The organism is Mycolicibacterium palauense (genome assembly GCF_002592005.1).
In the GTDB taxonomy this organism is placed as follows: domain Bacteria; phylum Actinomycetota; class Actinomycetes; order Mycobacteriales; family Mycobacteriaceae; genus Mycobacterium; species Mycobacterium palauense.
This window is the reverse complement of the sequence record NZ_NVQF01000011.1, coordinates 1-25,930: the sequence shown is the minus strand read 5'-3', so window position 1 is coordinate 25,930 and position 25,930 is coordinate 1. Positions and strand designations below refer to the sequence as shown.

The following is a 25,930-nucleotide window of genomic DNA, read 5'->3' as shown; positions in this document are numbered from 1 at the left end:
GCGGCGGGGCATGTTCGGGGTGTCGGGGTCCGGGGACACCTCGGGCTACGGGAGGCTGGTGCGCGAGCAGCAGGCACCCCAGAGCAGTCCGCGCCCCTTCGGCGGGTACTTCGACGAGGTGGTCGACCGGTTGGCCGAGATGCTCGCCGGGGCCGGTATCGACCTGAACGAGGCGGTGCCCCGGGTGGTGGTGGACGCCGGACAGCTCACCCTGGAGGTGCACCGCGGGCACCTGGTCGCGGTGACGCGGGCGCTGCGCGACGACCCCGGACTGCGGTTCGAGCTCTGCGCCGGGGTGTCGGGGGTGCACTACCCCGACGCGGCCGGGCGGGAGCTGCGCGCGTTCTACCCGTTGATGTCGATCACCCACAACCGGCGCATCGCGCTCGAGGTGGCCTGCGGCGACACCGATCCCCACGTGCCCTCGCTGGTGTCGGTGTATCCGACCACCGACTGGCACGAACGCGAGACCTACGACTTCTTCGGCATCGTCTTCGACGGGCATCCCGCGCTGACCCGCATCGAGATGCCCGACGACTGGGTGGGGCACCCGCAGCGCAAGGACTACCCCCTCGGTGGGGTGCCCGTCGAGTACCACGGCGCCCAGATCCCCCCACCGGATCAACGGAGGGCCTACCACTGATGACCGGAACCGACTTCTCCGGCACCACGATCACCCTCGGTGGCCAGGACTGGGACGAGATCGTGGCCCTGGCCCGGGACGCGGCCCCGGATGCCGCCGAGCGGATCGTGGTCAACATGGGCCCCCAGCATCCGTCCACCCACGGGGTGCTGCGGCTGATCCTCGAGATCGAGGGCGAGACCGTCACCTCGGCGCGCTGCGGTATCGGCTATCTGCACACCGGAATCGAGAAGAACCTCGAGTTCCGCACCTGGACGCAGGGCGTCACGTTCGTCACCCGGATGGACTATCTCTCACCGTTCTTCAACGAGACGGCCTACTGCCTGGGCGTGGAACGCCTGCTCGGCATCACCGACCAGATCCCCCAGCGCGCCAACGTGATCCGGGTGATGCTGATGGAGCTCAACCGCATCTCCAGCCACCTGGTGGCCCTGGCCACCGGTGGCATGGAACTGGGCGCGATGAGCGCGATGTTCTACGGCTTCCGGGAACGGGAGCTGATCCTCGGTGTCTTCGAGGCGATCACCGGGCTGCGGATGAACCACGCCTACATCCGCCCCGGCGGCCTGGCCGACGACCTACCGGAGGACGGCGTCACCCGGGTCACCGAGCTGCTCGACGTGCTGCCCGGACACCTGCGCCAGCTGGAGGAGCTGCTGCGCGAGAACGCCATCTGGAAGGCCCGCACCCGCGACATCGGCTATCTGGACCTGACGGGGTGCATGGCGCTGGGCATCACCGGGCCCGTCCTGCGCTCGGCCGGACTCCCCCACGATCTGCGCAAGGCCCAGCCCTACTGCGGCTACGAGGACTACGAGTTCGATGTGATCACCGACGACGCCTGTGACTGCTACGGGCGCTACCTGATCCGGGTCAAGGAGATGAACGAGTCGCTGCGGATCGTCCGGCAGTGTGTGGAGCGCCTGGAACCCGGACCGGTGATGATCGACGACAAGAAACTGGCCTGGCCCGCCGATCTGTCCCTGGGGCCCGACGGGCTGGGCAACAGCCCCGCCCACATCGCCCGGATCATGGGAACCTCGATGGAGGGCCTGATCCACCACTTCAAGATCGTCACCGAGGGATTCCGGGTCCCCGCCGGGCAGTGCTACGTGGCGGTGGAGAGCCCCCGCGGCGAACTCGGGGTGCACATGGTCTCCGACGGCGGCACCCGGCCCTACCGCGTGCATTACCGCGATCCGTCCTTCACCAATCTGCAGGCGGTCGCGGCGATGTGCGAGGGCGGCATGGTCGCCGACGTGATCTCCGCGGTCGCCTCGATCGACCCGGTCATGGGAGGGGTGGACCGATGAGCTCCGTGGACCTGCAACTCGGCCCGCGCCCGGACGAGCCCGGACCGCCGATCGGCGGGCCGCGCGCCTACCCCGCCGATGTCACCGAGCGGTTGGCCGCCGAGGCCGCGGCGATCATCGACCGCTACCCGCAACCGCGCTCGGCGCTGCTGCCGCTGCTGCACCTGGTGCAGGCCGAGGACGGGTACCTGACGTCCGCCGGAATCGGCTTCTGTGCAACACAACTGGGCCTGTCCGAGGCGGAGGTCAGCGCGGTGGCCACCTTCTACTCGATGTACCGCCGCACGCCCACCGGCACCTATCTGGTCGGCGTGTGCACCAACACGCTGTGCGCGGTGATGGGCGGCGACGCGATCCTGGAGGCACTGGAGCAGCACCTCGGACTGGAGCCCGGTGAGACCACCGCGGACGGCGCCGTCACGCTGGAACACATCGAGTGCAACGCCGCCTGCGACTACGCGCCGGTCATCATGGTCAACTGGGAGTTCTTCGACAACCAGACACCGGCCGGCGCGCGCGAGTTGGTCGACGCCCTGCGGGCGGGCGGGCAGGTCAGTCCCACCCGCGGCGCACCGCTGTGCGGCTTCTCCGAGACCGCACGCATGCTGGCCGGTCTGCCCGCCGGACACGGCGAGACGGGGCCGGCGGGCCCCGCCACCCTGGCCGGGCTGCGGATCGCCCGCGAACGCGGCATGGTGGCTCCCCCGCTCACCGACGGCACCGACCCGGCTGCAACGGAATCGGGAGACTGAATGCCCAACACCGCGATGCCCAACACCGCGATGCCCAACACCGCGCTGACCCCCGTCCTGAGCCGATTCTGGGACGAGGACGAGTCCTGGACCCTGGCGACGTACCGCCGCCACGACGGCTACCGCGCCCTGGCCAAGGCGCTGGCGATGGATCCCGACGACGTCATCGCACTGGTGAAGGAGTCGGGGCTGCGGGGCCGGGGCGGGGCCGGTTTCCCGACCGGGACCAAATGGTCGTTCATCCCCCAGGACGACACCGGCGCCGGGGCCAAACCGCACTACCTGGTCATCAACGCCGACGAATCCGAGCCGGGCACCTGCAAGGACATTCCGCTGATGCTGTCGGCTCCGCACTTCCTGATCGAGGGTGCGGTCATCGCCGCCTACGCGATCCGGGCCCGCCACGCGTTCATCTACGTGCGCGGCGAGGTGGTGCCGGTGTTGCGGCGGCTGCAGAACGCCGTCGCCGAGGCCTACGAGGCCGGCTTCCTCGGGCACGACATCGCCGGCTCGGGCTTCGACCTGGACCTGATCGTGCACGCCGGTGCCGGCGCCTACATCTGCGGTGAGGAGACGGCGCTGCTGGACTCCCTGGAGGGCCGGCGTGGCCAGCCCCGGCTGCGCCCGCCCTTCCCGGCCGTGGCCGGCCTGTACGCGTGCCCGACGGTGGTCAACAACGTCGAGTCCATCGCCTCGGTTCCGCCGGTGGTGCTCGCAGGGGTGGACTGGTTCCGGTCCATGGGCTCGGAGAAGTCCCCCGGGTTCACGCTGTACTCGCTGTCGGGGCACGTCGCGGCGCCGGGACAGTACGAGGCCCCGCTGGGCATCACGCTGCGCGAGCTGCTGGAGTACGCCGGTGGGGTACGCGCGGGCCACGAACTGAAGTTCTGGACCCCGGGCGGCTCGTCGACACCACTGCTGACCGCCGAACATCTCGACGTACCACTGGATTACGAGGGAATGGCGTCGGTCGGGTCGATGCTCGGCACCAAGGCGCTGCAGATCTTCGACGAAACCACCTGCGTGGTGCGGGCGGTCCGTCGCTGGACACAGTTCTACGCCCACGAGTCCTGCGGGAAGTGCACCCCGTGCCGGGAGGGCACCTACTGGCTGGCCCAGATCTACGAACGGCTGGAGACCGGCCGGGCAACCGAGCGGGACCTCGGCACGCTACTGGACATCTCCGACGCCATCCTCGGCAAGTCGTTCTGTGCGCTCGGCGACGGCGCCGCCAGCCCGATCATGAGCTCGCTGAAGCACTTCCGCGCCGAATACGAGGCACACCTGGCCGGCGGCTGCCCGTTCGACCCCTACGCCTCGATGCTGGACGCGCCGCAGGAGGTGGGGGCATGACACTGGCCGACAGCGCACGGGACGACACCGACGTCGAGATGGTCCACCTGACCATCGACGGTGTGGACGTGTCGGTTCCCAAGGGCACGTTGGTGATCCGGGCCGCCGAGCTGATCGGCGTGCAGATCCCGCGGTTCTGCGACCATCCGCTGCTGGACCCCGTCGGTGCGTGCCGGCAGTGTCTGGTCGAAGTGGAGGGCCAACGCAAGCCGATGGCATCGTGTACCACCACCGTCTCCCCGGACATGGTGGTGCACACCCAGTACACCAGCGAGGCCGCCGACAGGGCGCAGCACGGCGTGATGGAACTACTGCTGATCAACCACCCGCTGGACTGCCCGGTCTGCGACAAGGGCGGCGAGTGCCCGCTGCAGAACCAGGCGATGTCCAACGGCCGCGCCGAATCGCGGTTCGTCGACGTCAAACGCACCTTCCCCAAGCCGATCAGCCTGTCCAGCCAGGTGCTGCTGGACCGCGAGCGCTGCGTGCTGTGCGCGCGGTGCACCCGCTTCTCCAACCAGATCGCCGGGGATCCCTTCATCGAGCTGCTCGAGCGGGGGGCGCTGCAGCAGGTCGGCATCGCCACCGGGGAGGCGTTCGACTCCTACTTCTCCGGCAACACCGTGCAGATCTGCCCGGTGGGGGCGCTGACCGGCACCGCCTACCGGTTCCGCGCCCGGCCCTTCGACCTGGTGTCCTCGCCGAGCGTGTGCGAACACTGCGCCTCGGGCTGCGCCCAGCGCACCGATCACCGCCGCGGCACCGTCCTGCGCCGCCTGGCCGGCGACGATCCCGAGGTCAACGAGGAGTGGAACTGCGACAAGGGACGCTGGGCGTTCACCTACGCCCGAGTCGGCGACCGCGTCACCACCCCGCGGGTGCGCGACGCCGACGGCACCCTGCGGCCGGCGTCGTGGTCGGAGGCCATCGGGGTGGCCGCCGCCGGACTCTCCGCGGCCACCCCGATGGCGTCCGGGCGGGCCGGGGTGCTCGTCGGCGGCCGGGCCACCGTGGAGGATGCCTACGCCTACTCGAAGTTCGCCCGGATCGTGCTCGACACCAACGACATCGACTTCCGCGCCCGCGCCCACAGCGCCGAGGAGGCCCGGTTCCTCGCCGGCCGCGTCGCCGGCCGGCCGGCCCCGGTCGGCTACGCCGAGCTGCAGCGGGCACCGGAGGTGCTGCTGTGCGGCTTCGAACCCGAGGAGGAGTCGCCGATCGTCTTCCTGCGGCTGCGCAAGGCCGTCCGCAAGCACGGCCTGCGGGTGCGTGCCGTCGGCCCGTTGCGGTCCCGGGGGCTGGACAAGCTCGACGGCGAGCTCATATCCACCGCGCCCGGCGCCGAGGCCGCCGCCCTGGAATCCCTGGACCTGCCCGCCGGCGCGGTGGTGCTGGCCGGGGAGCGGCTGGCCGCGGCCCCGGGCGCGTTGTCGGCGGCGGCCCGGCTGGCCGACCGGACCGGGGCGCGCCTGGCCTGGGTGCCCCGCCGGGCCGGAGAACGCGGCGCGCTGGAGGCGGGCTGTCTGCCCACCCTGCTGCCCGGCGGCCATCCGGTGGCCGACCCGCGGGCCCGGGCCCGCATCGCCGCGGCGTGGAACGTCGACGCCCTGCCGGACGGGCCCGGACGCGACACTGCGGGAATCCTCGAAGCGGCCGCCGCCGGGGAGCTCGACGCGCTGGTGATCGGCGGCGTCGAACTGGATGACCTGCCCGACCCGGCCGCCGCCCGGGCCGCGGTCGCGGCCGCCCCGTTCGTCGTCAGCCTGGAGCTGCGCGAGAGTGCCGTCACCGACCTGGCCGACGTCGTGTTCCCCGTCGCCCCGGTGGCCGAGAAGGGCGGCTCGTTCCTGAACTGGGAAGGCCGACAGCGCGCCTTCGGCCCCGCCCTGACCACCAACGCCACACCCGACCTGCGGGTCCTGGCGATCCTGGCCGACGAACTCGGAGTGGATCTGGGGGTCCGCACCGCCGAGCGGGCCCATGACGAGCTGGCCGGCCTGGGCAGCTGGTCCGCGACGACGGACGTGGCCACCGATGTCGGGACGGACCTCGGGGCCGACACGGCCGACTCGCCGCCACCGGCGGCCGGGCAGGCGGTACTGGCGACGTGGCGGATGCTGCTGGACCGGGGTCGCCTGCAGGACGGTGAGCCGTACCTGGCCGGAACCGCCCGCCCGGTCGTGGCCCGCCTCTCGGCGGCGACCGCGGCCGAGATCGGCGCCGGCGACGGGGATCTGGTGTCGGTCCGCACCGACCGGGGAGCCATCGTGGTGCCGCTGGTGATCACCCCGATGCCGGACCGGGTGGTGTGGCTGCCCACCAACTCCCCCGGCTCGGCGGTGTACGCCACGCTGGGCGCCGGCGCCGGCGCGGTCGTCGGCATCTGCCGCGGGGAGGTGTCATGACCTACCCGGACCCCACCGTGTTCGGGCACGACCCGTGGTGGCTGATCCTGGCCAAGGCGCTGGGCGTGTTCGCGTTCCTGCTGCTGACCGTGCTGGTGGCGATCCTGGCCGAACGGAAGATCCTCGGCCGCATGCAATTGCGCTACGGACCCAACCGGGTCGGCCCGTACGGGCTGCTGCAGAGCCTGGCCGACGGCGTCAAACTGGCCCTCAAGGAGGGCCTGACCCCGGCCGGGGTGGACAAACCCATCTACCTGATGGCCCCGGTGATCGCCGTCATCCCGGCCATCCTGGCGTTCGCGGTGATCCCGATGGGGCCGGTGGTCAGCGTGTTCGGCCACCGCACCCCGCTGCAGCTGACCGACCTGTCCGTCGCGGTGCTCTACGTGCTGGCGGTCACCTCGATCGGCGTCTACGGCATCGTGCTGGCCGGCTGGTCCTCGGGGTCGACCTATCCCCTGCTGGGCGGGCTGCGCTCCTCGGCGCAGGTGGTGTCCTACGAGATCGCCATGGCGCTCTCGTTCGCCGCGGTGTTCCTCTACGCCGGCACCATGTCGACCTCGGGAATCGTGGCCGCCCAGACCCACACCTGGTTCGTGTTCCTGCTGCTGCCGTCGTTCCTAGTCTACGTCACCGCCATGGTCGGGGAGACCAACCGGGCCCCGTTCGATCTGCCCGAGGCCGAGGGCGAACTGGTCGGCGGCTTCCACACCGAGTACAGCTCACTGAAGTTCGCGATGTTCATGCTCGCCGAGTACGTCAACATGACCACCGTCTCCGCGCTGGCCACCACCATGTTCCTGGGCGGCTGGCATGCGGTCTGGCCGATCAGCCTGATCCCGGGCGCCAACACCGGCTGGTGGCCCCTGATCTGGTTCGTCGCCAAGGTCTGGGCGTTCCTGTTCTTCTACATGTGGCTGCGCGCCACGCTGCCCCGCCTGCGTTACGACCAGTTCATGGCGCTGGGCTGGAAACTGCTCATCCCCCTGTCGCTGACCTGGATCATGGTGGTCGCCCTGGCGCACACCCTGCGGTCCGGCGGGGCCGCCCCGTGGACCACCGCCGTGCTCTACGTCGGGTTCTTCCTCGCGGTCATCGGACTGGCCGCGCTGTGGAACCGGCACCGCCGCGCACGCCGCCATCGGCGCGCCCCGAACCCGTTGGCGTCCACCGGCTTCCCCGTGCCCCCACTGCCACCTCGATCCGAGGAGACAACCCGTGTCTAAGCTGCTCGACACCGTCGCCGGTTTCGGTGTCACGCTCGGCTCGATGTTCAAGCGCCCGATCACCGAACAGTATCCCGACGACAAACGCCCGACCGCGCCGCGCTACCACGGCCGCCACCAACTCAACCGCTACCCCGACGGCCTGGAAAAGTGCATCGGCTGTGAGCTGTGCGCCTGGGCGTGCCCGGCCGACGCCATCTACGTCGAGGGCGCCGACAACACCGAGGCGGAGCGCTACTCCCCCGGCGAACGCTACGGGCGCGTCTACCAGATCAACTATCTGCGCTGTATCGGCTGCGGGCTGTGCATCGAGGCCTGCCCCACCCGCGCCCTGACGATGACCAACGACTACGAAATGGCCGACGACAACCGTGCCGACCTGATCTACGGCAAGGACAAGCTGCTGGCCCCCCTGCAGCCGGGGATGGACGCGCCTCCACACCCGATGGCCACCGACGCCACCGACGACGACTACTACCTCGGCAACGTCACCCCGGACGGGGTACGCCGGTGACCGCCACCTCCACCACCGAGGCCGTCGTGTTCTGGGTGCTGGCGGTGCTGGCGGTGGCCGGGGCGATCGGGGTGGTGGCCGCGCCGAAGGCCGTCTACTCGGCGATCTTCCTGGCCTCCACCATGATCAGCCTGGCGGTGCTCTACGTCGCACAGGATGCGCTGTTCCTCGGGGTGGTCCAGGTGGTGGTCTACACCGGCGCGGTGATGATGCTGTTCCTGTTCGTGCTCATGCTGATCGGCGTCGACTCCTCGGAGTCACTGGTCGAAACGATTCGCGGCCAGCGGGTCTCGGCCATCGTGCTGGGCGTCGGTTTCGGAGTCCTGCTGATCGCCGGGATCGGAACCGCGTTCGCCGCCCCCGGCGCCGGCTTCGCCGGGATGGCCGAGGCCAACGCCGGCGGCAACGTCGAGGGACTGGCGGCACTGATCTTCACCCGCTATCTGTGGACGTTCGAGTTGACCAGCGCCCTGCTCATCACCGCCGCGCTGGGGGCCATGGTGCTCACCCACCGGGAACGCTTCGAGAGGCGAAAGACCCAACGCGAGCTCGCCGAGGCGCGGTTCCGCAACCTCGACACCGGCGCCGACCCCGACACCGGCCCCGGCTTCGATCCGGCACGGTATCCGGGGACGCTGCCGGGTTCGGGCGTCTACGCCCGCCACAACGCGGTCGACATCCCGGGCCGGCTGCCCGACGGCACCGAGGCGGCCGTCTCGGTCAGCGCCATCCTGACCCGGCGCGGCGTCGCTCCCGAGACCCCCGGGGACGGCGGGAGCCACCCATGAACCCCGCGAACTACCTGTACCTGTCGGCGTTGCTGTTCACCATCGGCGCCGCCGGAGTCCTGCTGCGGCGCAACGCGATCGTGATGTTCATGTGTGTGGAGTTGATGCTCAATGCCGCCAACCTGGCCTTCGTCACCTTCTCCCGGATGCACGGGCACCTCGACGGGCAGGTGGTGGCGTTCTTCACCATGGTGGTCGCGGCCTGCGAGGTGGTCGTCGGGCTGGCGATCATCATGACCATCTACCGCACCCGACGCAACGCCAACGTCGACGACGCGCACCTGCTGCGCCACTAGGGGGCGAGGATGGGACTGGTCTGGCTGATCGTGGCGCCGCTGGCCGGGGCGGTGGTGCTGCTGCTGGGTGGGCGGCGCACCGACCGGTGGGGCCACCTGCTGGGCTGCGCCACCGTGGTGGCGGCCTTCGGCGTGGCGGTGGCGGCCTTCGCCGGACTGCTCGGGCGACCCGCCGAGGACCGCACCGTGCACCAGGTGCTGTTCTCCTGGGTTCCGGTGGGCGAGCTACGGGTCGACTTCGGCCTGCAACTGGACCAGCTCTCGGTGTGTTTCGCGCTGCTGATCACCGGGGTGGGCGCGCTGATCCACATCTACTCGATCGGATACATGGCCCACGATCCGGATCGGCGGCGGTTCTTCGCCTACCTGAACCTGTTCGTGGCCGCGATGCTGCTGCTGGTCCTGGCCGACAACTACCTGGGGCTCTACGTCGGCTGGGAGGGCGTCGGTCTGGCCTCCTACCTGCTGATCGGATTCTGGTCGTCCAAACCGAGCGCGGCGACCGCGGCCAAGAAGGCGTTCGTGGTCAACCGGGTCGGCGACGTCGGCCTGGCGGTCGCGGTGATGGTCATGTTCGCGACTGTCGGATCCATCTCCTACGCCGGCGTTTTCGCCGCCGCCCCCCGGCTCGGTGACACCACCCTGACGGCGATCGGGTTGTTGCTGCTGCTGGCCGCCTGCGGCAAGAGCGCCCAGGTGCCGCTGCAGTCCTGGCTCGGCGACGCGATGGAGGGCCCCACCCCGGTGTCGGCGCTGATCCACGCCGCGACGATGGTCACCGCCGGGGTGTATCTGATCGTGCGGTCGGGTCCCGTGTTCGACCTGGCGCCGGCCGCGCAGACCGCTGTGGTGATCGTCGGGGCCGTCACCCTGTTGTTCGGGGCGATCATCGGCTGCGCCAAGGACGACATCAAGAAGGCCCTGGCCGCGTCCACCATGAGTCAGATCGGCTACATGGTGCTGGCCGCGGGGCTGGGCCCGGCCGGCTACGCGGTGGCGATCATGCACCTGCTGACCCACGGCTTCTTCAAGGCGGGACTGTTCCTGGGGGCCGGGTCGGTGATGCACGCCATGGCCGACGAGACCGACATGCGCCGCTTCGGCGGCCTGCGCAACGTCCTGCCGATCACCTTCCTCACGTTCGGGCTCGGCTATCTGGCCATCATCGGGATCCCCCCGCTGGCCGGATTCTTCTCCAAGGACGCCATCATCGAGACCGCGTTCGCCGCCGGCGGACTGCGCGGCGCGCTGCTGGGCGGGGCGGCCCTGCTGGGCGCGGGTATCACCGCCTTCTACATGACCCGGGTCATGCTGATGACCTTCTTCGGGTCGCGCCGCTGGACCGAGGAGGCCGCCGGCGCCCACCCGCACGAGGCCCCCGCGGTGATGACCGTCCCGATGATCATCCTGGCCGTCGGCTCGGTGGGCGCCGGAGCCGTGCTGGCCGTCGGCGGCACCCTCACGCACTGGCTGGAGCCGGTCGTCAACCCCGCCGGCGCCCACGAGGCCCACCTCGGGATCCCGATCTGGGCGCTGACGGCGATCACCCTGTCGGTGGTCGCCGTCGGGGTCGGTCTCGCCTACCGGATGTACGCCGCGACGGTGCCCGAGACGGCCCCCGAGGATGTCTCCGCGCTGACCGTCGCCGCGCGGCGCGACCTGTACGGCGACGCGGTCAACGAGGCGGTGTTCATGCGGCCCGGCCAACAGCTCACCCGCGACCTGGTGACCCTCGACAACCGTGGCATCGACGGCGCCGGCAGTGCCCTGGCCGCCGCGGTGGCCGCCCTGTCCGCCGGATTACGCCGCCTGCAGACGGGTTTCGCCCGTTCCTACGCGCTGTCGATGCTGGGCGGTGCCGCGCTGATCGTGGCGCTGATTCTGGCGGTGAGGGTGTGGTGAGGGTGTGGTGACGCGATGCTGCTGACGGTTCTGTGGGCGGTACCCCTGGTGGGGGCCGCGATCATCATCGTGCTGCCGCCGGCGGCGCGGCTGGCCGCCAAGTACGCGGCGCTGGCGGTGGCGGTGGCGGTGCTGGCGGTCACCGCGGTGCTGGCGGTGCGCTTCGATCCGGGTGGCGACCGCTACCAGTTCGTCGTCGACTACAAGTGGATTCCGTCGTTCGGCACCGGCTACATCCTGGGCGTCGACGGCATCGCGCTGGCCCTGGTCGTCTTGACCGCCGTGCTGGTCCCCATCCTGTTGCTGGCCGGGTGGAACGACGCCGCCGGCCGCAGCGGCCTGGCCGGGCGCTCCGAGCACAGCTACGTGGCGCTGATCCTGGCCGTCGAGGGCATGGTGTTGATGTCACTGGTGGCCCTCGACGTGCTGCTGTTCTACGTGTTCTTCGAGGCCATGCTCATCCCGATGTACTTCCTCATCGGCGGGTTCGGGGCGTCCCCGCAGCGGGCGTCGAAGGCCGCGGTGAAGTTCCTGCTGTACAACCTGTTCGGTGGGCTGATCATGCTGGCCGCGGTGATCGGCCTCTATGTGGTCACCGCCACCAGCGGCGCCTTCGCCGCCGGCACGTTCGACTTCCGCGCCGTCGTCGACGCGGTCTCCGCGGGAACGCTCGGCGCCAGCCCCGCCGTCCTCAACGCCCTGTTCCTGGGCTTCATGTTCGCCTTCGCCGTCAAGGCCCCGCTGTGGCCGCTGCACCGCTGGCTGCCCGGGGCGGCCGCCGAGGCCACCCCGGCCTCGGCGGTGCTGATGATGGCGGTGATGGACAAGGTCGGCACCTTCGGCATGCTGCGCTACTGCCTGCAGCTGTTCCCCGAACCGTCGATGCTGTTCCGTCCCGCGATCATCGCCCTGGCCGTCATCGGGATCGTCTACGGCGCCGTGGTGGCCATCGGCCAGACCGACGTGATGCGCCTGATCGCCTACACCTCGATCAGCCACTTCGGCTTCATCATCCTGGGCATCTTCGTGATGACCAGCCAGGGCCAGGCCGGGTCCACCCTCTACATGGTCAACCACGGCATCTCCACGGCCGCACTGTTCCTGGTCGCCGGGTTCCTGGTGTCGCGGCGGGGCAGCCGGCTCATCGCCGACTTCGGCGGGGTGCAGAAGGTGGCGCCGGTGCTGGCCGGCACCTTCCTGATCTCCGGGCTGGCCACCCTGTCGCTGCCGGGTCTGGCACCGTTCATCAGCGAGTTCCTGGTGCTGCTGGGCACGTTCACCCGCTACCCGGTGTTCGCGGTGATCGCGTCGAGTGCGCTGGTGCTCTCGGCGGTCTACGTGCTCTGGCTCTACCAGCGCATGATGACCGGCCCGGTCCGCGACGGCAACGAGCGGCTGCGTGATCTGGTGCCGCGCGAGATCGCGGTGGTGGCGCCGCTGGTGGCGCTGCTGCTGGTGCTGGGGGTCTATCCCAAACCCGCCCTGGACGTCATCAACCCCGCGGTCGATCACACCCTGACCACGATCGATCAGCACGACCCGGCACCCCGGGTGGCGGAAGGTCCGGTGAAATGAGTCTCCCCACACCGAGTATCGAGTACGGCCTGCTCTCCCCCCTGCTCATCGTCTTCGGTGTCGCCGTGGCCGGGGTGCTCGTCGAGGCACTGCTGCCGAGGGCCGCCCGCTACCGTGCGCAACTGGTGTTGGCACTGGGCGGCCTGGCCGCGGCCCTGGTCGCCGTGGTGGTGCTGGGCCGCCACCTGGCCGGCACCGGCCGGGTCGCGGTGCTGGGCGCCGTCGCCGTGGACGCCCCGGCCCTGTTCCTGCAGGGCACGATCCTGCTGGTGGGCCTGCTGGGCGTGTTGCTGATCGCCGAGCGGCGGATACCGGCCGCGGAGGATCCCGACGGCGGCGCGGGCGGGCTGGACGCCTTCACCCCGCAGGCTCCGGCGGTGCCGGGAAGCGTGGCCGAGAAGACGGCCGCCAGGGCCGGCATCACCCAGACCGAGGTCTTCCCGCTGACCATGTTCGCCACCGGCGGCATGCTGCTCTTCCCGGCGGCCGACGACCTGCTGGCCATGTTCATCGCGCTGGAGGTCCTCTCGCTGCCGCTGTATCTGCTGTGCGGGCTGGCCCGCCGCCGCCGGCTGCTCTCCCAGGAGGCCGCCCTGAAGTACTTCCTGCTTGGCGCGTTCTCCTCGGCCTTCTTCCTGTACGGAATGGCGCTGCTCTACGGCTACAGCGGGACGTTCTCGCTGACCGGTATCGCCGCGGCCGTCGAGAGCGGAACCGACACCCGGAACGCGTCCCTGGCGCTGATCGGGATGGGCCTGCTGGCCGTCGGCGTGCTGTTCAAGGTCGGCGCGGTGCCGTTCCACTCCTGGATTCCCGACGTCTATCAGGGTGCGCCGACCCCGATCACCGGCTACATGGCCGCGGCCACCAAGATCGCCGCATTCGGTGCGATGCTGCGCATCTTCTACGTCGGCCTGCCCGGGCTGCACGTGGAATGGCGCCCGGTGCTGTGGGCGGTGGCGATCGCGACCATGGTGGTCGGCACGGTGACGGCGGTGAGCCAGAACGACGTCAAACGCATGCTCGCCTACTCGGCGGTGGCCCACGCCGGGTTCATCCTGACCGGCGTGATCGCACTCACCGACAGCGGTGTCTCCGCGACGCTGTTCTACCTGTTCGCCTACGGGTTCTCCACGCTGGGGGCGTTCGCGGTGGTCAGCCTGGTCCGCGACCGCTCCGGGCACGAGGACACCGAGCTGGCGCACTGGGCCGGCCTGGGACGTCGCTATCCCGTTGTGGGAGTGGTGTTCTCGCTGTTTCTGCTGGCGTTCGCCGGTATCCCGCTGACCAGCGGGTTCGTCAGCAAGTTCGCGGTGTTCAAGGCCGCCGGCGAGGGCGGGGCGATCCCCCTGGTCATCGTCGGCGTGATCGCCAGCGCGGTGGCCGCCTACTTCTACGTCCGGGTGATCGTGCTGATGTTCTTCACCGACCCGCCCGAGGACGCACCCGAGGTGGTGACCCCGAGCTGGACCAGCACCGCGACGGTGACCCTGACCGCGGCCATCACGCTGGCGTTGGGCGCGTTGCCACAACCGCTGCTCGACCTGGCCAACGAGTCGACGCAGTTCGTCCGTTAGCGTCATCGGATGACGCCCGTCCTCATCGCCGACCACCCCGCAGACCAGATCTCCGGCCACGGCACCGTCCGGATCGTCACGATGAACCGGCCCGGGGCGCGAAACGCCTTGAACCGTTCACTGATCCACTCGCTCTTCGATGCGCTGACCGATGCCGACGCCGACCCGGCCGTGCGCGCGATCGTGCTGACCGGCACCGACCCGGCATTCTGCGCCGGCGTCGACCTCAAGGAGGCCCAGCGGCTCGGCACCGAGTACTTCGGGGAGTTCCGGTCGCACAACTGCATCACCAAACCCGCGGAGCTGGCCACCCCGATCCTGGGGGCGGTCAACGGTGCGACGTTCACCGGCGGGCTGGAGATGGCGCTGGCGTGCGATTTCCTGATCGCCTCGGAGCGGGCGGTCTTCGCCGACACGCACGCGCGGGTGGGGATCCTGCCCGGCGGCGGCATGACCGCCCGCCTGCCGCGACTGGTCGGTGCGGCCATGGCACGCCGGTTGTCCATGACCGGCGAGGTCGTCGACGCCGCCCGCGCCGAACGCATCGGACTGGTCACCGAGGTGGTGCCGCACGGCGATCTGCTCGACCGCGCGGTCGAACTGGCCGCCGGCATCGCGGAGGTGCCCGCGCCGACCATGGCCGGGCTCAAGGCGATCTACCGCGGCGGGCTCGATCCGCTCATCGAACCGGCGTTGCGCGCCGAACAGGACATCGCCGGGGCGCAGTCCCGCGACTTCGCCGGTCTCGGTCAGCAGTTCCGTTCGGTGAGCCGGCGCAACAAGCAGCAGATCACGCCGTCCTGACGGCACCGCCCCGGCGGCGGCACACTCCCCCGCGCCGCCGGCGCCTGCAGAATCCACTACTGTAAGTTTTCCCGTATCAGCCTCCGCGAGGATCGCAGCAAGGACATGCCATGCCGACCGCCAGCCTGACGCCCTTCTTCGTGCCCGACGGCGACACCTTCGTCCCCCACGAGGTGGCCCAGGGCGGCTGGGGCCCCACGCTGGGCGGTCAGGTGGTCGGTGGCCTGCTGGCCCGCGCCGTCGAGGGCCGTCGCGCCGATCCGGAGCTCGTACCCGCCCGGCTCACGGTGGACATCCTGCGCCGGGTGGCCACCGAACCGGTCACCGTCGACGCCGAGGTGCTGCGGGTCGGCCGGCGCATGCAGGCGATCGACGCGGTCATGACCCAACGCGGCGAGACGGTGGCACGCGCGTCGGCGCTCTACCTTCGCGGCGGTGAGCAACCACCCGAAACCCCCTGGAGCACCCCCGTTTCCATACCGCCGCTGCCCGCGGAGCCGGAGCGGTTCGACACCTCGGTCCCGATGTTCATCCGCGCCTACGGCCGCGATCCCGACCACGGCGGCGGCGGATTCGAGTGGCAACACGACGGTCCGCGCTACGCCTGGCTGCGTGAGATCCGCGCACTCGTCGACGGCGAGGAGATCTCGCCGTTCGTGCGCGCCGCGATGGCCGTCGACGTCACCGCCTCGATGACCAACTTCACCACGGCGGGGCTGGGGTTCATCAACGCCGACTACACCCTGACCCTGTGCCGCCTGCCCGAGGGGCCCTACATCGGGCTGGCCGCACTGACCCACTGCAGCGCCGGCGGCGTGGCCACCGGCACCGCCGCCCTCTTCGACACCGTGGGGCAGATCGGCGCCGGTGTGACGACCTCGGTGTCGAACCCCCATTTCGCCGGAACCCCGGCCCGGGCCTGACTCAGACCGTCAGGGCGGCACTGGCGGGGTCGATCAGGACCTTCGCGTGCCGGCCCGGCGCGCCCAGCGCGTCGAAGGCGGCCTCGACCCCACCCAGGCCGACCGTCCCGGTGACCAGCGCGGAGGCGTCCAGCTTGCCGTCGGCCAGCATGTGCAGGGTGTCGCGGAATTCCAGCGGCGTGTACCCGAACACGAACCGCAGGTCGAGTTCCTTGCCGATCGCGATCGCCGGGCGCAGCCGATCGACCTCCATGCACACCCCCACCACCACGATCCGGGTGGCCACCGGCGCCTCGGCGGCCACCGCGTCGATCATGCCGGGCACCCCGACGCATTCGAAGACGACAGGGCGCTTCGGGCCGGCCGCCCCGAGGCGGTCCGCGAGCCGGTAGAGCCTGGCCCACCCCGGCAGCCGGCGCATCCTCTCCATCGAGCCCACCCCCAACGAATACAGCGAGGCGGCCGAGGTGAACACGCCCCGGTGTTCGGCCATCGCGTCATACGGTGAGTCCAGCGCCGGGTCGACGACGACGTCGGCTCCGCACCGGGTGGCCAGTTCCCTGCGTCGGGCGGAGAAGTCGCTGGCGATGATCGTCGCCACACCGAGGGCCTTGAGTTGGCAGATGACGGCCAGCCCGACCGGGCCGCAGCCCACCACGGCCGCGACGTCGCCGCGCCCGATCTCGCTGCGGCGCACGGCATGCAGTGCAACCGCCATCGGTTCGGTGAGCGCGGCGGTGTCCAGATCCAGCCCGTTGGGAACCGCGAACGTCATCGAGGCCTCGGCCAGCACCCGCTCGGCATAGCCGCCCGGCGCCAGCGGCGACAATCCGGTCAGGTGCACCTCGCCGTCGGCGCGCAGCAGCGGGAAGGACACCACCGGGGTCCCGGGCCTGAACGCCTTGCCCACGCCGCGCCCCCGCTCGGCCACCTCACCGCAGAACTCGTGCCCCAGCACCACCGGGGTGTCGCCGCGCATGAACCCGTCATAGCCGACCGCCGACATCACCCCGGTCAGTTCGTCGGCGTGCACCCGGGCATGCAGGTCCGAGCCGCAGATGCCGCAGCGCCGCACGTCCAGCACCAACTGGCCGGGCCCGGGCCGGGGCGTGGGCAACTCCACCACCGACAGCTCCCCGTGCAGGCAGCTCACGGCTTTCATGGTGTCCATCGTGTTCCCTCCTTCAGGGTCCGAACGGATCGAAGCTGCCATCGAGCACCTGCCGGTGGCCGATGGTCCGACCGGTGACGGTCTGCGGATCGACGAGCGCCAGCCGCACCACCGCCTCGGCGAAATCCTCCTCCGAGCCGACGTCGTCGAAATCGGTGCGGTAGTACGACAATCCCGGCGTCAGCATGGCCTGCGACGGGGACAGCGCGTTGACCGCGATGTTGCGCCTCTGCAGCTCGTAGGCCGCCGATTCGGTCAGATGCTCCAGCGCCGCCTTGGATCCGCCATAGCCGGGCAGGACACCGCCGGAGAAGTCGCGGTAGGGGCCCGCCCCGGGAATCCGCGAGGCCACCGAGCTGATGTTGACGATCGCGCCGCCCCCGGCGTCGATCATGTCCGGGACCACCAGCTGCATCAGCTCGTAGGCGGCGAACACCGCGATCTCGAAGTGCCGCCGAAACGCGTGCACCGGGGTGCCGACGAAGGGCGGCCAGTCCGCGCGCGGGGCCGCCGTCGTGGGCGGCCCCGCGGCGGCCCGCGTGGCGCCGGGCCGCGGCGGGCGGCCCGGCGCCGTGAACGCGGCGTTGTTGACCAACAGGGTGACCGGGCCGAACGCGGCGCGGGCCTGCTCGACCAGGCGGGGCAGGTCGTCGCGGTCGGTCAGATCCGCACGAATCGCCACGGCGCGGCCGCCGGCGGCCTCGATGTCGGCGACCGTGTCGCCGATGGTTCCGGGCAGCTTGTCGTTCCACACCCGTTCGGTGCGGGCCGCCACCGCCACCGCGGCGCCCTGTGCGGCCAGGGCCAGCGCGATCGCGCGGCCCAGCCCCCTGCTGGCGCCCGTGACGATCGCGGTCCGTCCGTTCAGCCGGACACCCATCACCTATCTCCTCACTTGGTGGACGACCCCGTGGACGACTATGGCGGTGGTCTGATCCACCCAGTCGTCGCCGAGTTCTCCATCCCCGAACGGGCCGGGCGCCAGCAGTATCCGAAGCAGGGTGGCGCCGCCGATCACCTCGACGAGCCGGTCGGGGTCGATGTCGGCGTGCACCTCACCGCGGGCGACGGCGTCGGCCACGCGCTCCCGCACCGCGGCGAACACCTCGGTGAACCGGCCCATCACCCGGGTGTTGAGGTCGGGGTCGTCGGCCATGTCGGCGATCAACCCGGGCAGCGCGGCGCGCACCACCGGTGTGGTGAACACGTCGCGGGCCGCGGCGATCATCGCGCGCACGTCGGCGGCGATGTCGCCGGCGGGCGCCGCCAGTGCGGTCGGGGCGGCCGGGAACGCCGCCTCGTGCACGAGCTCGGCCTTGCCGGACCACCGCCGGTACAGCGCCGTCTTGGTGGTGCCGGCCCGCTCGGCCACGGCGGCCATCGTCAGGTTCGCGTAACCGATTTCGACAAGCAGGTCCGCCGTGGCGGCGAGTATGGCAGCGTCGATACGCGGGTCGCGGGGCCGCCCCGCCCCCGGGGTCTTGTCAAGCGATGACGAGCCTGCTTTCATCATAACGCTACCAACCGTATCGTATTTGCAGCGGAGGAAGTACCGTGGCCAGTGACCAGACCGTCGACAGCGGTGTCGACACGTCCGTATCGGAGGTCGACCATCTGCAGCGCTCCAGTCGTGACCTGACCACCCTGCCGACGGTGTTGTCGCACTGGCTGTCCTCCGTCATGCCCGGGGGTGTCACCCCCGACATCACCGTGGAGAGCGGCATCGACTCCAACGGCATGTCCTCGGAGACCATCATGCTCACCGGGCGCTGGACCGAGGACGGCGTCGCCCGCGAACAGAAGTGGGTGGCCCGGGTCGCCCCCACCGACGACGACGTTCCGGTGTTCTCCTCCTACCGGCTGGACCACCAGTTCGACGTCATGCGGGCCGCCGGCGAACTGACCGACGTGCCGGTGCCGCGGGTGCGCTGGCTGGAGAACACCGGCACCGTACTGGGCACCCCATTCTTCCTGATGGACCACGTCGAGGGCGTGGTGCCCCCCGACGTCATGCCCTACACGTTCGGCAACAACTGGTTCGCCGACGCCACGCCCGAACAGCAGCGCCGACTGCAGGACGCCACGGTGGAGGTGATCGCGAAGCTGCACGCGATCCCCGATGCCGCGAGCCGGTTCGACTACCTCGCCGAGGCCAACCCACCCGGGGACACCGCGCTGCGCCGCCAGCTCGAATGGCTCACCCGCTGGTATGACTTCTCGTCACCCGACATCGGCCGGTCCCCGCTGGTGGAGCGGGCCCTGGTCTGGCTGCAGGACAACTTCCCCACCGACGTCGCCGCCGGGCAGTCGGTGCTGGTGTGGGGCGATTCGCGGATCGGCAACGTGCTCTACCGCGATTTCCGGCCGGTCGCGGTGCTGGACTGGGAGATGGCCACCATCGGCCCCCGCGAGCTCGATGTCGCCTGGATGATCTTCGCCCACATGGTTTTCCAGGAACTGTGCGGGCTGGCAGGCATGCCCGGGCTGCCCGGGGTGCTGCGCGAGGAGGACGTGCGCACCACCTACCGCGACCTCACCGGCGCCGAGATCGGCGACCTGCGCTGGTTCTACATCTACTCCGGGGTGGTGTGGTGCTGCGTGTTCATGCGAACCGGGGCGCGCCGGGTGCACTTCGGTGAGATCGAGCGCACCGACGACCCCAACTTCGTGGAATCGCTGTTCTACCACCGGTCACTGCTGGAACGCCTACTGGAAGGACACCCGTGATGCTGGGCCCGATGGACGAATACCCGGTTCACCAGATCCCGCAGCCGATCGCCTGGCCGGGCTCCTCGGACCGCAACTTCTACGACCGCTCCTATTTCAACGCCCACGACCGCAGCGGCGACATCTTCGTGATCAGCGGCATCGGCTACTACCCCAACCTCGGGGTCAAGGACGCCTTCCTGCTGATCGCCCGTCGAGACGGGGCGTTCGGCAGCTCCGGGCACACCCAGACCGCGGTGCACCTGTCCGACGCGATCGACGCCGACCGGCTGCACCAGCGCGTCGGCAACTACCGGGTCGAGGTCGACGAGCCGCTGCGCAGGCTGCGCATCGTCCTCGAGGAGACCGAGGGCGTGGCCGCCGACCTCACCTGGGAGGGTCTGTTCGGCGTGGTGCAGGAACAACCGCACATCATGCGGCGCGGCAACCGGATCACACTGGACGCCCAGCGGTTCGCCCAGCTGGGCGCCTGGCGCGGGCACCTGCAGGTCGACGGGCAGCTGGTCACCGTGGACCCCGACGTGTGGATCGGCAGCCGCGACCGGTCCTGGGGCATCCGCCCGATCGGCGAGGCCGAGCCGCCCGGGCGGCCCGACGACCCGCCGTTCGAGGGCATGTGGTGGCTCTACATCCCGATGGCCTTCGAGCACTTCTCCATCGTGCTGATCATCCAGGAGGACCCCAGCGGGTTCCGCTCGCTCAACGACTGCACGCGGATCTTCCCCGACGGACGCGTCGAACAGCTCGGGTGGCCGCGGATCAGGATCCACTACCGTTCGGGCACAAGGATTCCCACCGGCGCGACGATCGAGGCCACCGCACCCGACGGCTCGGCCGTGCACTTCGACGTGGAGTCCAGGCTGCCCTGCCCGATTCACGTCGGCGGCGGTTACGGCGGGGACCCGGACTGGATCCACGGCATGTGGAAGGGCGAGAAGTTCACCGAACGGCTCACCTACGACATGACCGATCCGGCCATCGTGGGACGGGCCGGCTTCGGCGTGATCGACCACGTGGGCCGGGCGGTGTGCCGCGACACCGCCGGCGAGCACGAGGGCTGGGGCCTGTTCGAACACGGCGCGCTGGGCCGCCACGACCCGTCGGGCTTCGCCGACTGGCTCACCGTCGCCGAATAGCGATTTCGGTGCAGCCGGTCCCGCTGGACGGGACCGGCTGCACCGAAATCGCGGTGGGCTAGCGTGGCGGGCATGCGCGCGATCCAGATCACCCGGCTCGACGGTCCCGATGCGATCGAACTCAACGAGGTCGACGAGCCCGCCGGCGTCCACGACGACACCAACGTGGTCATCGAGGTCCACGCCGCGGGCGTGGCCTTCCCCGATGCCCTGCTCTCGCGCGGGCTCTACCAGTACAAGCCGGAGCCGCCGTTCACGCCCGGGGGCGAGGTGGCCGGCGTCGTGCGCAGCGCCCCCGCCGGCGCGCACGTCTTCCCCGGCGACCGGGTGCTCGGGCTGACCATGATCACCGACGGAATGGCCGAGGTCGTCGCACTGCCGCCCGACCGGGTCTTCCGGCTTCCGGACAACGTCTCCTTCGAGGCCGGTGCGGGGGTGCTGTTCAACGACCTCACCGTCCATTTCGCGTTGCGCACCCGCGGGCGGCTGATGCCCGGGGAGACCGTCCTGGTGCACGGGGCCGCCGGCGGGATCGGCACGTCCGCACTGCGGCTGGCACCGGCGCTGGGCGCCGGGCGCACCATCGCCGTGGTCTCCACCGAGGACAAGGCCGCCATCGCCAGGGCGGCCGGGGCGTCGGAGGTCGTGCTGGCCGACGGGTTCAAGGACGCCGTGGCGGAGCTGACCGACGGCCGCGGTGTCGACATCGTGGTGGACCCGGTCGGTGGCGACCGCTTCACCGATTCGCTGCGCTCGCTGGCGCCGGCCGGCCGGCTGCTGATCATCGGCTTCACCGGCGGCGAGATCCCCACGATCAAGGCCAATCGGCTGCTGCTGAACAACGTCGACGCGGTCGGGGTCGGCTGGGGCGCCTGGGCGATGTCACACCCGGGCTATCTCGCCGAGCAGTGGGACGAGCTGGAGTCGCTGCTGGCCTCGGGCAGGGTCAGCGCACCACAGCCGCAGGTCTTTCCCGCCGAGCAGGCCGGCGCGGCCCTGGCCTCGCTGGAGAACCGCACCGCCCACGGCAAGGTCGTCCTGCGATTTCGGTGCAGCTAGTCCCGCTGGGCGGGACTAGCTGCACCGAAATCACCGTAGGAGTCACCGCAGGGCGTCGACGATTGCGCCGAGCACCCCCGGGTCGATGACGCCGGGCTGATAGAGGCACACCGTGTCCACGGTCATGTCGTCGATCCCGCGGACCCGGTCGCGAATGTGCGCGGCGATCTCGGCGGGGGTGCCGCAGGCGGCGACGGTGTGCAGTATCTCGTCGTCGATGAGCCCGCCCATCTCCTGCCAGCGGCCCTGCTTGGACAGCGCGTTCAACTCGTCCTGCAGCGCGCCCCAGCCGTGCGCCTCCAGCACCGGGCGGTAGGCCGGGGTGGAACCGTAGAACGCCAGCAGCCGCCGTGTCGCGGTGTGATCGTCGCCGGCGGACACGATGATCTCCGGTATCAGCGCCAGCGGCCGCGCCCCGCCGGCGCGGCCGGCCAGCCCCGCCCGCACCGAGGGCAGCGTCGTCTCCTGCAGGAACCGCCGGCTGCCGAACGGCATGACCAGCAGCCCGTCGGCGTGTTCGGCGACCGCCCGCGTCAGGCGGGGCCCCAGGGCGCCGACGAAGATCGGCGGTGGCCCGTACGGGTTCGGGCCGGGGCTGAACGTCGGGGTCATCAGGGTGTGCCGGTAGAACTCGCCGCGGAAGTTCAGCCGCTCCCCGCTCTCCCAGGCCGAGAAGATCGCCCGCAGCGCCGCGATCAGTTCGGTCATCCGCGCGACGGGGCGGTCGAAGTCGGCGCCGAACCGCTTCTCGATCTGGGTCCGGATCTGGGTGCCCAGCCCCAGGGTGAACCGTCCCCCGGACAGCAGCTGGTGGTCATTGGCCTGGTGGGCCAGATGAATCGGGTTGCGCGGAAACGCGATCGCGACGTTGGTCATCAGATCGAGACCGCCCACCGTGCTGGCCAGGGTCAGCGGGGTGAACACATCGTGGGGGCCCTCGAAGGTGAAGACCCCGGCCGCACCGGCCTCACGCAGTGCGCGGGCCCGGTCGATCGCATCGGCCGGGCCCAACAACGCCGTCAGGATCTTCATCGGGACTTCACGGGGGGAGCCTAATGCGCTTGACTGGTCGGTGTGCGTGACCGGGCAGATGTCGTCGTGGTGGGTGCGGGGTTCGCGGGGTTGTCCGCGGCGCGGGACCTGCGCCGCCGCGGCCATGACGTCATCGTCCTGGAGGGCCGCGACCGGGTCGGCGGACGGTCCCACACCGGCGCGGTGGCCGGACTGCCCGTCGATCTGGGCGCCACCTTCGTGGGCCCCACCCAGGACGCGGTGCTGCGGCTGGCCACCGAACTCGGCTGCACCACCACACCCACCTATTGCACGGGCGCCAACGTGATCAACTGGCGCGGGCGGGTCCGGTCGTATTCGGGCACCGTCCCGTCGCTGTCGGTGGGCGGGCTGCTCAACGTGGCCCGCATCCGTTGGCAGTTCGGCCGCCTCACGCGTGGTGTGCCGGTGGACAAGCCGTGGACCGCCGCGTCGGCGGCCCGCCTGGACGGCCAGTCGCTGGCCCAGTGGCTCCGCTCGGTACGGGCCTCCAGCACCACCCATGACCTGATGGCGATCATGTCGCGGGTCACCTGGGGCTGCGAACCCGACGAGGTGTCCATGCTGCAGGCCGTGCGCTACGTCAAGGCCGCCGGCGGGCTGGACCGCATGCTCGACGTGACCGGCGGGGCACAGCAGGACCGTTTCCCGGCCGGCACCCAGCAGATCGCCCTGCGGATGAGCGAGGAACTCGGCGACGGCGCCGTGGAATGTGACGCCGTGGTCACCACCATCGACCACGAGGAGCCCGGCACCGTGGTGGTGGGCTGCTCCCGCGGGGAGGTCACCGCCTCGGCGGTGGTGGTGGCGGTGCCCCCGCAGCACCGCGCCGCGATCGCCTTCTCGCCCGCGCTGCCGGCCGAGCACACCCGGCTCACGCAGATCTGGCCGCAGGGCACCCTGAGCAAGGCCTACGCCGCCTACGAGACTCCGTTCTGGCGCTCCGACGGCCGTTCCGGTGAGGCCCTGTCCGACACCGGCCCGGTGTTCATCACCTTCGACGTCAGCCCCCGCGACGACGGGCCCGGTGTGCTGCTGGGCTTCGTCGACGCGCGCGAGTTCGACGCGCTGGCCCCCGAGCAGCGGCGCAGCCGGGCGCTGGCCGGCTTCGCGGCGCTGTTCGGCGACGCGGCGCTGGACCCGATCGACTACCTCGACCACTGTTGGGGCCTGGAGCCGTTCGCCCCCGGCGGGCCGACCGCCGCAGTGCCGCCGCAGTCGTGGAGCACCGTCGGCCGGTGGCTGCGCAGCCCGGTGGGCCCGGTGTTCTGGGCCGGCACCGAGACCGCCGACGAGTGGACGGGCTTCCTCGACGGGGCGGTGCGCTCCGGTCTGCGCGCCGCCGCCGAGGTCGACGCCCTGCTACGGGCCTGATCCGGACCCGCCGGCGGACTCCGCCAGTGCGCGCAGGTGGCGGTTGACCTCCGCGGGACGCTCGAGGATCGCGCAGTGACCGCCGGCCAGTTCCACCAGCTCCACCAGGTTGGGCACCGAGCGCGCGATCCGGCGCTGGGCGGCCAATGGCAGCAGCCGGTCGTGATGGCTGCCGATCACCAGCGTCGGTACCGTCAGGCCGTCCAGGCGGATGTGGCGCCGTTCGATCGAGTCCATGAGCATGCGGGCGCAACCGCCCCGGCCGGCCGGCGGGGTCTTCTCGTAGAGCTCGTAGACGAACTCGGCGACATCCGGATGGGCGTCACGGCCCACCGCGAGCGTCGCGACGAACCGGCGGCTGGCCCGCTCGGCGGCGCGCAGGGCCGGTACCCCGCCGAAGGTCCGCACGATGCGGGTCCCGACGGCCACCCGCGGGGCGGCCAGCCGTGCATGCAGCGGCAGGAAATTCAGCTGGCGGAAGATCTCACCGGTGGTGGTGTTGATCAGGGCCACGGCGTCCGCGCGCTGCTCGACGCGGTGCCGGTAGCGCTCCGACCAGGCCTCGATGGCGATACCGCCCATCGAATGCCCGGCGATGACGGCCCGCTCGCCGGGGGCCAGCGTCGCCTCCAGCACCGAGTCCAGGTCCGACGCCAGGTGGTTGAGCGTGTAGTGGCCCCGGGCCGGCACGCCGCTGCGGCCGTGGCCGCGATGGTCGTAGGCGATCACCCGGTAGTCGCGGGCGAGGTCGGCGATCTGCTCCCGCCATACCCGGATGGCGCAGGTGATGCCGTGGGACAACACGATCGGGTAGCCGTCGGGTGGACCGAAGACCTCGGTGTGCAGGCGGGTGCCGTCGGCCCCGCGCACGATCACCGGACGGCCTGGGGGCAGCTGCGTGGGCGGCCGCACCGGACTGGGATGGCCCATGATGTTGCTCTCCGTGCCGGGCCCGGCCTCGTCGCCGGGTGTGGGTCACCAGGATAACCGCGCCGAGGCGTCGCTGGCCAACCGGTGGGTCGGGAGCCGCGACCCGGCTGCGGACCGCTACAACACCTCGTTGATCTCGTTCTTCAGGGTCTCGGCCTGCGTACCGAACACCGCCTGCACGCTGTTGCCGACCTCGATGACCCCGGCGGCACCCAGGGTGCGCAGCCGCGCCTGGTCGACTTTGCCCGGGTCGGAGACCTCCATGCGCAGCCGGGTGATGCAGGCGTCGACATTGACCAGGTTGTCCCGCCCGCCGAACGCGGCGATCAGCTGTTCGGCCCGGGTTGCGGCGGGGGACGCCCCGGCCACTGTCGACGCCTCCACCCCGTCCCTCTCACCCACCCACACCCCC

The 25,930-nt window shown here is 70.9% G+C and carries 24 protein-coding genes; 18 read left to right on the top strand and 6 right to left on the bottom strand.

What is annotated here, in order from left to right:
• Positions 1-10 precede the first annotated feature (10 nt).
• From CSR00_RS06690 to CSR00_RS06625, 14 genes are all read left to right on the top strand, one after another.
• The gene (locus CSR00_RS06690; RefSeq protein WP_099021613.1) at positions 11-643 is read left to right on the top strand and encodes an NADH-quinone oxidoreductase subunit C; all 633 of its coding nucleotides are present in this window, start codon (positions 11-13) and stop codon (positions 641-643) included.
• The gene (gene nuoD, locus CSR00_RS06685; RefSeq protein ID WP_099021612.1) at positions 643-1,956 is read left to right on the top strand and encodes an NADH dehydrogenase (quinone) subunit D; all 1,314 of its coding nucleotides are present in this window, start codon (positions 643-645) and stop codon (positions 1,954-1,956) included. Before CSR00_RS06690 ends, nuoD begins: the two co-directional genes overlap by 1 nt.
• Entirely contained in the window at positions 1,953-2,708 is a 756-nt protein-coding gene (gene nuoE, locus CSR00_RS06680) for an NADH-quinone oxidoreductase subunit NuoE (RefSeq protein WP_099021611.1), read from the top strand. Before nuoD ends, nuoE begins: the two co-directional genes overlap by 4 nt.
• The gene (nuoF, locus tag CSR00_RS06675; protein ID WP_328514685.1) at positions 2,709-4,061 is read left to right on the top strand and encodes an NADH-quinone oxidoreductase subunit NuoF; all 1,353 of its coding nucleotides are present in this window, start codon (positions 2,709-2,711) and stop codon (positions 4,059-4,061) included.
• Positions 4,058-6,466, top strand: coding sequence for an NADH-quinone oxidoreductase subunit G (locus tag CSR00_RS06670; RefSeq protein ID WP_099021610.1), 2,409 nt, complete (start codon positions 4,058-4,060; stop codon positions 6,464-6,466). Before nuoF ends, CSR00_RS06670 begins: the two co-directional genes overlap by 4 nt.
• Positions 6,463-7,692, top strand: a complete 1,230-nt coding sequence (gene nuoH, locus CSR00_RS06665; protein WP_099021609.1) for an NADH-quinone oxidoreductase subunit NuoH — start codon at positions 6,463-6,465, stop codon at positions 7,690-7,692. The genes CSR00_RS06670 and nuoH overlap by 4 nt, the downstream gene beginning before the upstream one ends.
• Positions 7,685-8,206 (top strand): NADH-quinone oxidoreductase subunit NuoI, encoded by a 522-nt coding sequence (gene nuoI / locus CSR00_RS06660; protein ID WP_099021608.1) that lies wholly within the window; start codon positions 7,685-7,687, stop codon positions 8,204-8,206. The genes nuoH and nuoI overlap by 8 nt, the downstream gene beginning before the upstream one ends.
• Positions 8,203-8,994: an NADH-quinone oxidoreductase subunit J gene (locus tag CSR00_RS06655; protein ID WP_099021607.1), complete on the top strand. Its 792-nt coding sequence runs from the start codon at positions 8,203-8,205 to the stop codon at positions 8,992-8,994. The genes nuoI and CSR00_RS06655 overlap by 4 nt, the downstream gene beginning before the upstream one ends.
• A complete protein-coding gene (gene nuoK / locus CSR00_RS06650) occupies positions 8,991-9,290 on the top strand; it encodes an NADH-quinone oxidoreductase subunit NuoK (protein ID WP_099021606.1) in 300 nt (99 codons plus the stop codon). Before CSR00_RS06655 ends, nuoK begins: the two co-directional genes overlap by 4 nt.
• A 9-nt stretch (positions 9,291-9,299) precedes the next feature.
• Positions 9,300-11,192 carry an NADH-quinone oxidoreductase subunit L gene (gene nuoL / locus CSR00_RS06645; protein ID WP_099021605.1) on the top strand — a complete coding sequence of 631 codons (1,893 nt, stop codon included), beginning with the start codon at positions 9,300-9,302 and terminating at the stop codon, positions 11,190-11,192.
• A gap of 15 nt (positions 11,193-11,207) precedes the next feature.
• Entirely contained in the window at positions 11,208-12,767 is a 1,560-nt protein-coding gene (locus CSR00_RS06640) for an NADH-quinone oxidoreductase subunit M (RefSeq protein WP_099021604.1), read from the top strand.
• A complete protein-coding gene (gene nuoN / locus CSR00_RS06635; protein WP_099021603.1) occupies positions 12,764-14,344 on the top strand; it encodes an NADH-quinone oxidoreductase subunit NuoN in 1,581 nt (526 codons plus the stop codon). Before CSR00_RS06640 ends, nuoN begins: the two co-directional genes overlap by 4 nt.
• Positions 14,345-14,353: 9 nt before the next feature.
• A complete protein-coding gene (locus CSR00_RS06630; RefSeq protein ID WP_099021602.1) occupies positions 14,354-15,148 on the top strand; it encodes an enoyl-CoA hydratase in 795 nt (264 codons plus the stop codon).
• A 110-nt stretch (positions 15,149-15,258) separates the two neighbouring features.
• Positions 15,259-16,071 carry a thioesterase family protein gene (locus CSR00_RS06625; RefSeq protein ID WP_099021601.1) on the top strand — a complete coding sequence of 271 codons (813 nt, stop codon included), beginning with the start codon at positions 15,259-15,261 and terminating at the stop codon, positions 16,069-16,071.
• Between the two features lies 1 nt (position 16,072).
• Here the strand turns inward: CSR00_RS06625 and CSR00_RS06620 are convergent, their stop codons facing one another.
• From CSR00_RS06620 to CSR00_RS06610, 3 genes are read right to left on the bottom strand one after another with little or no spacing between them, the layout of a single operon-like run.
• Positions 16,073-17,233 (bottom strand): zinc-binding dehydrogenase, encoded by a 1,161-nt coding sequence (locus CSR00_RS06620; RefSeq protein ID WP_099021676.1) that lies wholly within the window; start codon positions 17,231-17,233, stop codon positions 16,073-16,075.
• Positions 17,234-17,255: 22 nt separating this feature from the next.
• Positions 17,256-18,122, bottom strand: coding sequence for an SDR family NAD(P)-dependent oxidoreductase (locus CSR00_RS06615; RefSeq protein ID WP_099021675.1), 867 nt, complete (start codon positions 18,120-18,122; stop codon positions 17,256-17,258).
• 3 nt (positions 18,123-18,125) lie between these two features.
• Positions 18,126-18,752: a TetR/AcrR family transcriptional regulator gene (locus tag CSR00_RS06610; protein ID WP_099021674.1), complete on the bottom strand. Its 627-nt coding sequence runs from the start codon at positions 18,750-18,752 to the stop codon at positions 18,126-18,128.
• Positions 18,753-18,796: 44 nt separating this feature from the next.
• Here CSR00_RS06610 and CSR00_RS06605 point away from each other — a divergent pair, with 44 nt between their 5' ends.
• The 3 genes from CSR00_RS06605 (at position 18,797) to CSR00_RS06595 (ending at position 22,164) form a co-directional block, all read left to right on the top strand.
• Positions 18,797-19,969, top strand: coding sequence for a phosphotransferase family protein (locus CSR00_RS06605; protein WP_099021600.1), 1,173 nt, complete (start codon positions 18,797-18,799; stop codon positions 19,967-19,969).
• Positions 19,969-21,105, top strand: a complete 1,137-nt coding sequence (locus CSR00_RS06600) for an Rv3169 family protein (protein ID WP_099021599.1) — start codon at positions 19,969-19,971, stop codon at positions 21,103-21,105. The genes CSR00_RS06605 and CSR00_RS06600 overlap by 1 nt, the downstream gene beginning before the upstream one ends.
• Before the next feature lie 72 nt (positions 21,106-21,177).
• Positions 21,178-22,164 carry an NADPH:quinone oxidoreductase family protein gene (locus CSR00_RS06595; RefSeq protein WP_099021598.1) on the top strand — a complete coding sequence of 329 codons (987 nt, stop codon included), beginning with the start codon at positions 21,178-21,180 and terminating at the stop codon, positions 22,162-22,164.
• Between the two features lie 42 nt (positions 22,165-22,206).
• Here CSR00_RS06595 and CSR00_RS06590 read toward each other — a convergent pair whose 3' ends face one another.
• Positions 22,207-23,196: a TIGR03617 family F420-dependent LLM class oxidoreductase gene (locus CSR00_RS06590; protein WP_099021597.1), complete on the bottom strand. Its 990-nt coding sequence runs from the start codon at positions 23,194-23,196 to the stop codon at positions 22,207-22,209.
• 42 nt (positions 23,197-23,238) lie between these two features.
• On the opposite strand from CSR00_RS06590, the gene CSR00_RS06585 reads away from it, so the two are divergent.
• The gene (locus CSR00_RS06585) at positions 23,239-24,588 is read left to right on the top strand and encodes a flavin monoamine oxidase family protein (protein WP_218014432.1); all 1,350 of its coding nucleotides are present in this window, start codon (positions 23,239-23,241) and stop codon (positions 24,586-24,588) included.
• Here CSR00_RS06585 and CSR00_RS06580 read toward each other — a convergent pair.
• Positions 24,577-25,518, bottom strand: a complete 942-nt coding sequence (locus CSR00_RS06580) for an alpha/beta fold hydrolase (protein ID WP_099021595.1) — start codon at positions 25,516-25,518, stop codon at positions 24,577-24,579. The two genes, CSR00_RS06585 and CSR00_RS06580, sit on opposite strands and share 12 nt — an antisense overlap.
• A gap of 117 nt (positions 25,519-25,635) precedes the next feature.
• Positions 25,636-25,930, bottom strand: a 295-nt coding sequence (locus CSR00_RS06575) for a PTS sugar transporter subunit IIB (RefSeq protein ID WP_176561934.1), incomplete at its 5' end; no start/stop codon positions are given.

Coding starts and splice junctions, on each gene's coding strand:
- CSR00_RS06690 (WP_099021613.1), top strand. CDS start 11: ATGTTCGGGGTGTCGGGGTCCGGGGACACCTCGGGCTACGGGAGGCTG.
- nuoD (WP_099021612.1), top strand. CDS start 643: ATGACCGGAACCGACTTCTCCGGCACCACGATCACCCTCGGTGGCCAG.
- nuoE (WP_099021611.1), top strand. CDS start 1,953: ATGAGCTCCGTGGACCTGCAACTCGGCCCGCGCCCGGACGAGCCCGGA.
- nuoF (WP_328514685.1), top strand. CDS start 2,709: ATGCCCAACACCGCGATGCCCAACACCGCGATGCCCAACACCGCGCTG.
- CSR00_RS06670 (WP_099021610.1), top strand. CDS start 4,058: ATGACACTGGCCGACAGCGCACGGGACGACACCGACGTCGAGATGGTC.
- nuoH (WP_099021609.1), top strand. CDS start 6,463: ATGACCTACCCGGACCCCACCGTGTTCGGGCACGACCCGTGGTGGCTG.
- nuoK (WP_099021606.1), top strand. CDS start 8,991: ATGAACCCCGCGAACTACCTGTACCTGTCGGCGTTGCTGTTCACCATC.
- nuoL (WP_099021605.1), top strand. CDS start 9,300: ATGGGACTGGTCTGGCTGATCGTGGCGCCGCTGGCCGGGGCGGTGGTG.
- CSR00_RS06640 (WP_099021604.1), top strand. CDS start 11,208: ATGCTGCTGACGGTTCTGTGGGCGGTACCCCTGGTGGGGGCCGCGATC.
- nuoN (WP_099021603.1), top strand. CDS start 12,764: ATGAGTCTCCCCACACCGAGTATCGAGTACGGCCTGCTCTCCCCCCTG.
- CSR00_RS06630 (WP_099021602.1), top strand. CDS start 14,354: ATGACGCCCGTCCTCATCGCCGACCACCCCGCAGACCAGATCTCCGGC.
- CSR00_RS06625 (WP_099021601.1), top strand. CDS start 15,259: ATGCCGACCGCCAGCCTGACGCCCTTCTTCGTGCCCGACGGCGACACC.
- CSR00_RS06620 (WP_099021676.1), bottom strand. CDS start 17,233: ATGAAAGCCGTGAGCTGCCTGCACGGGGAGCTGTCGGTGGTGGAGTTG.
- CSR00_RS06615 (WP_099021675.1), bottom strand. CDS start 18,122: ATGGGTGTCCGGCTGAACGGACGGACCGCGATCGTCACGGGCGCCAGC.
- CSR00_RS06610 (WP_099021674.1), bottom strand. CDS start 18,752: ATGAAAGCAGGCTCGTCATCGCTTGACAAGACCCCGGGGGCGGGGCGG.
- CSR00_RS06600 (WP_099021599.1), top strand. CDS start 19,969: ATGCTGGGCCCGATGGACGAATACCCGGTTCACCAGATCCCGCAGCCG.
- CSR00_RS06595 (WP_099021598.1), top strand. CDS start 21,178: ATGCGCGCGATCCAGATCACCCGGCTCGACGGTCCCGATGCGATCGAA.
- CSR00_RS06590 (WP_099021597.1), bottom strand. CDS start 23,196: ATGAAGATCCTGACGGCGTTGTTGGGCCCGGCCGATGCGATCGACCGG.
- CSR00_RS06580 (WP_099021595.1), bottom strand. CDS start 25,518: ATGGGCCATCCCAGTCCGGTGCGGCCGCCCACGCAGCTGCCCCCAGGC.